Annotated in this window: 10 protein-coding genes, 1 tRNA gene and 1 pseudogene; 3 read left to right on the top strand and 9 right to left on the bottom strand. The window is 72.7% G+C overall.

Annotated elements, in window-relative coordinates; translation table 11 throughout:
* The 5 genes and pseudogenes from MKK69_RS31395 to MKK69_RS22230 form a co-directional block, all read right to left on the bottom strand.
* A pseudogene (locus MKK69_RS31395) lies at positions 1–140 on the bottom strand (catalase); the annotation flags it as partial.
* Between the two features lie 75 nt (positions 141–215).
* On the bottom strand, positions 216–1,499 hold the full coding sequence (locus MKK69_RS22245; protein WP_243971527.1) for an amidase: 1,284 nt from the start codon (positions 1,497–1,499) through the stop codon (positions 216–218).
* Between the two features lie 50 nt (positions 1,500–1,549).
* Complete coding sequence (locus MKK69_RS22240) at positions 1,550–2,329, bottom strand: SDR family oxidoreductase (protein ID WP_243971524.1); 780 nt, start codon at positions 2,327–2,329, stop codon at positions 1,550–1,552.
* A gap of 93 nt (positions 2,330–2,422) precedes the next feature.
* Positions 2,423–2,731: a hypothetical protein gene (locus MKK69_RS22235; RefSeq protein WP_243971522.1), complete on the bottom strand. Its 309-nt coding sequence runs from the start codon at positions 2,729–2,731 to the stop codon at positions 2,423–2,425.
* Between the two features lie 80 nt (positions 2,732–2,811).
* Positions 2,812–2,949, bottom strand: coding sequence for a hypothetical protein (locus tag MKK69_RS22230; protein ID WP_243971520.1), 138 nt, complete (start codon positions 2,947–2,949; stop codon positions 2,812–2,814).
* A 225-nt stretch (positions 2,950–3,174) separates the two neighbouring features.
* Between MKK69_RS22230 and MKK69_RS22225 the strand changes: the two genes are divergently transcribed.
* Positions 3,175–3,429 carry a hypothetical protein gene (locus tag MKK69_RS22225; RefSeq protein ID WP_243971518.1) on the top strand — a complete coding sequence of 85 codons (255 nt, stop codon included), beginning with the start codon at positions 3,175–3,177 and terminating at the stop codon, positions 3,427–3,429.
* A gap of 30 nt (positions 3,430–3,459) precedes the next feature.
* Here the strand turns inward: MKK69_RS22225 and MKK69_RS22220 are convergent, their stop codons facing one another.
* The 3 genes from MKK69_RS22220 to MKK69_RS22210 form a co-directional block, all read right to left on the bottom strand.
* Positions 3,460–3,942 (bottom strand): hypothetical protein, encoded by a 483-nt coding sequence (locus MKK69_RS22220; RefSeq protein WP_243971516.1) that lies wholly within the window; start codon positions 3,940–3,942, stop codon positions 3,460–3,462.
* Complete coding sequence (locus tag MKK69_RS22215) at positions 3,939–4,448, bottom strand: hypothetical protein (protein ID WP_243971514.1); 510 nt, start codon at positions 4,446–4,448, stop codon at positions 3,939–3,941. The genes MKK69_RS22220 and MKK69_RS22215 overlap by 4 nt, the downstream gene beginning before the upstream one ends.
* A 197-nt stretch (positions 4,449–4,645) precedes the next feature.
* Positions 4,646–4,924 (bottom strand): hypothetical protein, encoded by a 279-nt coding sequence (locus MKK69_RS22210; protein ID WP_243971512.1) that lies wholly within the window; start codon positions 4,922–4,924, stop codon positions 4,646–4,648.
* Between the two features lie 472 nt (positions 4,925–5,396).
* On the opposite strand from MKK69_RS22210, the gene MKK69_RS22205 reads away from it, so the two are divergent.
* Both MKK69_RS22205 and MKK69_RS22200 read left to right on the top strand, forming a co-directional pair.
* Positions 5,397–5,648: a pilus assembly protein PilZ gene (locus tag MKK69_RS22205; RefSeq protein WP_243971510.1), complete on the top strand. Its 252-nt coding sequence runs from the start codon at positions 5,397–5,399 to the stop codon at positions 5,646–5,648.
* Positions 5,649–5,729: 81 nt separating this feature from the next.
* A complete protein-coding gene (locus tag MKK69_RS22200) occupies positions 5,730–6,095 on the top strand; it encodes a hypothetical protein (protein WP_243971508.1) in 366 nt (121 codons plus the stop codon).
* Here MKK69_RS22200 and MKK69_RS22195 read toward each other — a convergent pair.
* Positions 6,096–6,170 (bottom strand) — tRNA-Val (locus MKK69_RS22195). It lies immediately after the preceding gene.
* Between the last annotated feature and the right edge of the window lie 129 nt (positions 6,171–6,299).

Raw genomic sequence — 6,299 nt, 5'->3', positions numbered from 1 at the left:
CGCATCGTCGATGAGATGGCGCTCTTGACGCCCTCGGGCAGGCCTGTCGATTTGCCGATGACGGTACCGTCACGCAGGAAGCCCGCCGCGGTGCCTGACGGGAAGGTGGTGCCGGTTGCCAGCACCAAGTCCTGCGTATCGGGGAAAAGCGCTTGTTTTTGAAGTCCTTGGCGTTCGACAGCGATGTGATCCAGATCCGGCCGAGGGCCGGTCCCCTACCCCGCCAGCGCCGCCTCGATCCCGGCGCCGATCGCCAGCAGGCGGCGGTCCTGGCCGTTCCGGGCCAGCAGCATCAGCCCCGCCGGCCGGGCGAGGCCGGGCATCGGCAGGGACAGGCCGGTGAGGTCGAAGAAGTTGCCGAAGGCGGTGTTGCGCAGCATCAGCCGGTTCGCCGCCAGGAAGGCCGCGTCGTCGGCCTCCAGAGGGGCGATCCGCGGCGCCGTGGCGGCGGTCGCCGGGAGCGCCAGCACGTCGAGGGGGGCGAGGTGCCCGTCGAGGGCCGCGATCAGCGCGGCGCGGCGGCGCAGCGTCCGGACATAGCCCGCCGCCGACGCGGACCGGCCGGCCACGATCCGGCGGTGGACCCGGGGATCGTAGCACCCGGCCCGGCTGTCCAGCCAGTCGGCGTGGATCGCGGCGGCCTCGATCGCCGCGATGGACCCGTCCGGGAGCGCCGCGTCCATGGCGGCCAGCAGGTCGTCGATCGGGTGGTCGGCCACCCGGGCGCCGGCCCGGGACAGGGCCGCCAGCGCCCGCTCGAAGGCCTCCGCCACCAGCGGCTCGGTCTCGGTGAACAGGACGCCCCGGGGCACGCCGATCCGCAGCCCGGCCAGGGGGAACGCTTCGAGCGGCAGGGGCTCCTCGCCGGCCATCACGGCGTCCGCGGCGGCGCAGTCCGCCACCGTCCGGGCCAGCGGGCCCAGGGAGTCGAGGGCGTAGGACAGGGGGAAGGCGCCGGCCAGGGGCACCCGCCGGGCGGTGGGCTTGAAGCCGACCACGCCGTTGAGCGCGGCCGGGATCCGCACGGAGCCGCCGGTATCGGAGCCGATCGCGATATCGCTCGTCCCCTGCCCCACCGAGACCCCGGCCCCGGAGGACGAGCCCCCCGGGATGCGCTCCGGATCGGCGGCGTTGCCGGGGGTGCCGTAATGCGGGTTGAGCCCGAGCCCCGAGAAGGCGAATTCCGACATGTTGGTCTTGCCGAGGATCACCGCCCCGGCCCGGCGCAGGCGGGCGACCACCGGAGCGTCGGCCTGCGCCGGATCCGCGTCCGCCAGCAGGACCGAGCCGGCCCGGGTGGTCTCGCCGGCCACGTCGAACAGGTCCTTGATCGAGACGATCGCGCCGTCGAGCGGGCCCAGCGCGACGCCGTCCCGGCGGCGGGCATCCGCCGCGTCGGCCGCCGCCCGGGCCGCCCCGGGGTAGAGGCGGGTGAAGACCGCCGGATCGCCGGCCGCGATCCGCGCCAGACGCGCCTCGACGGTATCGCGTACGCTCATGATCCTCCCCGCGTGATCCCCGGGCGCCCATGCAAGCGGGGGGCCCGCCTTCAGAACGTGCCGGGATAGGCGCCGCCGTCCATCAGCAGGTTCTGCCCGGTGATGAACCCGGCGTGCCGGCTGCACAGGAACGCGCAGGCCGCCCCGAACTCGTCCGGCTGGCCGAAGCGGCCGGCGGGGTTGGCCGCCGCCCGCGCCGCCAGGAACGCCTCCACGCTGGTGCCGGCCTTGGCGGCGCCGGCCGCGGCGTTGCCGCGGATCCGGTCGGTGTCGAAGGGGCCGGGCAGCAGGTTGTTGATCGTCACGCCGTGCCGCACGGTCTGGCGGGCGAGGCCGGCCACGAAGCCGGTCAGCCCCGAGCGGGCGCCGTTGGACAGGCCGAGTTGCTCGATCGGCGCCTTCACCGCGGCGGAGGTGATGTTGACGATCCGGCCGAATCCGCGGCCGATCATGCCGTCGACGGTCGCCTTGATCAGCGCGATCGGCGCCAGCATGTTGGCGTCGAGCGCCCGGATCCAGGCGTCCCGGTCCCAGTCGCGAAAATCGCCGGGGGGCGGGCCGCCGGCGTTGGTGACCAGGATGTCGGGCTCCGGGCAGGCGGCGAGGGCCGCATCCCGGCCGGCCGCGGTGGCGATGTCGCCCGCCACCGCGGTGACCGCGGCGCCGGTCTCGCGGCGGATGTCGTCCGCGGTCCGCTCCAGCGTCTCGGCGGTGCGCGCCGTGATCGTGACGGCGACGCCCTCCCGGGCCAGCGCCAGGGCGCAGCCCCTGCCCAGACCCTTGCTCGCCGCGCAGACGAGCGCCCGGCGCCCGCTCAAGCCGAGATCCATGTCAGGCCTCCCCGAACCGGCCCCCGCCGCGGGGGCCCCGGCCCCCGTTCTAGCGCATCGTCCCGGGTCCGGTCTTCGGGATCCGCCCCGCGCTCAGGCGCAGGCCCTGGCGCCGGCGCGCTCGGCCTCCTGGCGGGCGAGGCTCAGGACGCGGCGGCGCGCCTGACCGTCGCCGATGGCCAGCCAGTGGCGCACCAGGTCCAGGAGTTCGCCGGCCTCCCCGTCCGACGGCGCGCCCGGGGCACTCTCGGCTGCGGAGGCATCCGCGAAGAACCGCTCGACCGGCACGTCCAGCTCCCGGGCGAGCCGCTGGAGCAGGGCGTCCCGGGGGCCGGCGGAGCGCCCCCGCACGGCTCCGCCGGGCAGCCGCTGAGCCGGGGGCACGATCGTGAGCAGAGTCATACCCGGAAACGGCGCTGGCCCGGGAGGGTTCAGGACCCCGCCCGGTAGGGTGAAGGGAATCTTAACGGACCCGGCCGGCCTCACCCCCTGCGCGGGTCGCGGCCACCCGGCGAATCGGGGAACTCCTCCCCCTCCGGCGCGACCCACCCGGCCCACAGGAGGGCCATCGCCCCCATGAGGAGCGGAAGTGCCGTGCTGAGAATGATGCTGAGCGTCACGGCGATCCTGCCGGCAGACGTCGGGGCGACGCGAGCCGGCACTCTTGTCCGATCACGCGTATGCGCGGGATTAAGCCGATCGGTCGCATTGCGGATACCGCCGCGCAGGCTTCGGACACCCCGCGTCGGCCGGCCCGTCCGCCGTGCCTCGACGACGATATTCATCGGGCTGTTACACGGCCCGCCTATGGGGGGCCGTCGAGGCGCGTGCGGAGGAGCAGGCGGATGCCGGCGCATTACTGCATCGATCCCCTCGACCCGTATGCCGAGGCGCAGGTGCTCGTCATCTACAGCGACGGCCGGCCGCTCCCCGTGGTCACCTCCGTCCGCGACCGGCAGGGCCATGATCTGTTGCCGGACCTGTCCGATGCCTGTGTCCGGATCCTGGAGCTCGAGATCGCGGTCTATTTCGGCCGCGGCGATCCCTTCGCCTGGGCGTTGCACGCGGTCGACGTGATGGCGGCCCCGGCGCTCGCGTAGAGGGCCGTCCCGAAGGGCGCCCCTGACCGCTCAGGCCTGGGCCGCGTCCTGGGTGAGGGTGCCGAATTCGCTGACCATGCATTCGTGCATGCGGCGCAGCCAGGACCGCGCCTCGGCGGCCTGGGCCTCCGCCCGCTCGGCCCGCTCACCCGCCGCGCGGGCCTGCGCCTCGGCCCGCTCCGCCCGTTCCACCGCCTCGCGCAGCAGGGCCTCGGCGTGCCGGGCCCGATCCGTGGCGGCGCGCGCGACCGTCTCCGCCTCGCGGACCGAGCGTTGCGCCGCCCGCACCGAATCCTGGGCGCTCTTCTGCAGGGTGCGCACCCGGGTCGCGACCCCGCGCACGGCGTCCAGGGAGGCCGACCAATCGTCGCCCTCCGGGGCGGCGGCCGGGGCGGGGCCGGAGAACAGCGCCACGACCCGGTCGACCGGATCGCCCCGGCCGTCGCGCGACCCGGCGGCTCCGCCGGAGCGGTTCCCCGGCGACGCGAGCGCGGCGCTGGCGGAGCCGCTCACGCCGCGGCCTGCTCGGTCAGATCGGAGAACTCGGCCAGGATCGCCTCTTGGACGCGTCCGAGCCACGCCTCGGCATGCCGGGCCCGCTCCTCGGCGGCGCGGGCGCGCGCCTCGGCGGCCTTCGCCCGCTCCTCGGCCGCGATGACCTGCGCCTCGGCGCGTACCTGGGCCTCGCGGGCCTGCATCTCCGCGATGCGGGCGCGCTCGTTCGAACTGCTGATGTCCTCCCGGACCTGCTCCAGCACGTGCTCGATGCGCGCCTCCCGTTCCCGAGCCTGCGCCTCGATCACGCGCGCCTGGCGGGCCGCGGCCTGAACCCGGTGGATCAACCCGTCCCAATCCTGCGGCGGCGCGTGCGGCGCCGGGACTTCGGCCGGTTCGTCCATCGACGACACCACCCGCAGGACGCTGCCGAGATTGGCTTCGGCCACGGCGCCGGGCTCCTGCTTGGTCCTGTCCGCGGGCCGGAACCGCGGGTCGTTCAGAAGCCTCTGCAGCTCGCTCACGGACCATTCACTCCCTGCCAGCCGGAACCTGGTATGACTAAACCGTTAAAACTGGTTAACGAAGCCTTAAAATCGGAGCGGCCCAGCGGGAATGTTGTCGTGGCGCCGGTCGTCCCGGCTGAAAGCGCGGGTCGTGCGCCGCGGACCGGGATCTCGCCGGATCATCCGCCAGGATGTCCATCGGCGGCGGGCCGCGATCAGCGCCAGCGCTCCTTCGTGCAGGCCAGGACGTACACGGTGCGCATGCAGCGCTCCTGATCGACCTGCGCATGCGCGCTGCCCATGCAGGCATCCATGCCCGAAGTGAGCAGCAGACGATCGATGTCCTTCTTGGACTCGCAGGTGAAGATCGGCTGAAAACCCTCGAACTGGCTGACCTGCCAGAAGATCGCCACGACCAGCATCAGGCAGAAGGCGCAGACCAACAGCCGGCTGTCGTAGAACCAGTGCCTGCGCTCGGCAATCATGGCGGCCATGCGACCCTTCCGGTGCCGTTCGCTGAATCCGCGCCAGGCTCGCCGAACCTGAAATTCATGCGCCGCGGTCGTCCTGCGGGCGGTGGGTGCGACAGGGATCGAACCCGCCGGCCCCTACCATGTCGACCCCGCGCCCGCAACGAAACGCGCGGACCGCGTCGGGCTTCGGCCGGGACCCGGCGGCGGGAATGCCGTGAGGATCCGGATCGGCGCGCAGGTCCGGGTGCGATGAGCCCCGGGAGGGCCGCACGGGTCGGGGCCTCCGCCCGCCCAGCGCCCCGCGGCCGCACCGATACCGGCCGCCATGGACCGAGCGCCGCGATCAGGCGGGCCCGAACCCGTCCCAGGCAGCGACGGCGTTCATCCGGCAGTAAGCACGGGACGAACGATTCCGATGCTTTCCGCCCGTGTGCAACCGCGGAGCAAGAGGAGCCAATATTTAGTGCCGACAGCTTTTTCAGGGATGCATATGATGGCCGAGAAACGTCTAGCCGGTCGGACGGATTGCTTCAGCGCCGGCCACATCCTGGTCGACGATACCGACAAGCGGGTGCGGTGCCTGGTCTGGAACATGTCGGACACGGGCGCGCTGCTCGAAGCCGGCGAGGCAGACGCTGTCCCGGAGGCCTTCACCCTCCTGACCGCGATCGACCAGACCGCGCGGCGCTGCACGGTCGTCCGGCGCACCGGCGCCCGGTTCGGCGTCGTCTTCGCGGAAAGCTGAGCGCCGGAGCATCGACAGACGGGCGCGCCTTGGCCGGTGACCGGACGCGGAAACCGAACCGGGCCGCGGCTCGGACCGTTGATGGCGATGCCCGACCTGACGATCCCGCTGATCTCGGCCGCCGTGTTCATCGCGGTGGGCTGGCTGATCGTCCATGCCGGGCGGGACTATGCCGATGCGATCCGGCACACCCTATCGATCTTCGCTCTGGTCTTCGGACTGCTGGTCATGATCGGCGTGACGGCGAAGCTGCGCGGGCTGCTCGGCGTCGGACGGATGACGCACCGGGTCGAGGCCCGGTCGCAGGTCGATCCGCCGAGCCTTCGCCGGCGGACGGGTCTCGACCCGGCGGTCTGCCAGCACGGCGCCCAGCCCGTCGATCGGACCTGTTCCAGGTTCGCCGAACCTGGGATCACCACTGGGAAACCGGTCGCGGTCCCGAAGTAGTGGTGGAGACGACAGGGATCGAACCTGTGACCTTTCCCATGTCAAGGGAATGCACTACCGCTGTGCTACGTCTCCGTTCCGACCCGTCCAGGTTCGTCGAACCTGAAACCGCCGAAATAGCTTAACCGGATCAGCGACTTGTTGGGGGAAACCCCTACCCTGTCAAGGTAGTGCTCTCCCGCTGAGCGATGCAGCCGGGCCGGA

Source organism: Methylobacterium sp. J-026, from assembly GCF_022829585.1.
In the GTDB taxonomy this organism is placed as follows: Bacteria; Pseudomonadota; Alphaproteobacteria; order Rhizobiales; family Beijerinckiaceae; genus Methylobacterium.
Note: the sequence above shows the minus strand (reverse complement) of the source record. Positions and strands in the feature narration are given on the sequence as shown.

Bases quoted from the DNA above. Each gene is read 5' to 3' on its own strand.
- MKK69_RS22245 (WP_243971527.1), bottom strand. From the start codon at position 1,499: ATGAGCGTACGCGATACCGTCGAGGCGCGTCTGGCGCGGATCGCGGCC.
- MKK69_RS22240 (WP_243971524.1), bottom strand. From the start codon at position 2,329: ATGGATCTCGGCTTGAGCGGGCGCCGGGCGCTCGTCTGCGCGGCGAGC.
- MKK69_RS22235 (WP_243971522.1), bottom strand. From the start codon at position 2,731: ATGACTCTGCTCACGATCGTGCCCCCGGCTCAGCGGCTGCCCGGCGGA.
- MKK69_RS22225 (WP_243971518.1), top strand. From the start codon at position 3,175: ATGCCGGCGCATTACTGCATCGATCCCCTCGACCCGTATGCCGAGGCG.
- MKK69_RS22210 (WP_243971512.1), bottom strand. From the start codon at position 4,924: ATGGCCGCCATGATTGCCGAGCGCAGGCACTGGTTCTACGACAGCCGG.
- MKK69_RS22205 (WP_243971510.1), top strand. From the start codon at position 5,397: ATGGCCGAGAAACGTCTAGCCGGTCGGACGGATTGCTTCAGCGCCGGC.
- MKK69_RS22200 (WP_243971508.1), top strand. From the start codon at position 5,730: ATGGCGATGCCCGACCTGACGATCCCGCTGATCTCGGCCGCCGTGTTC.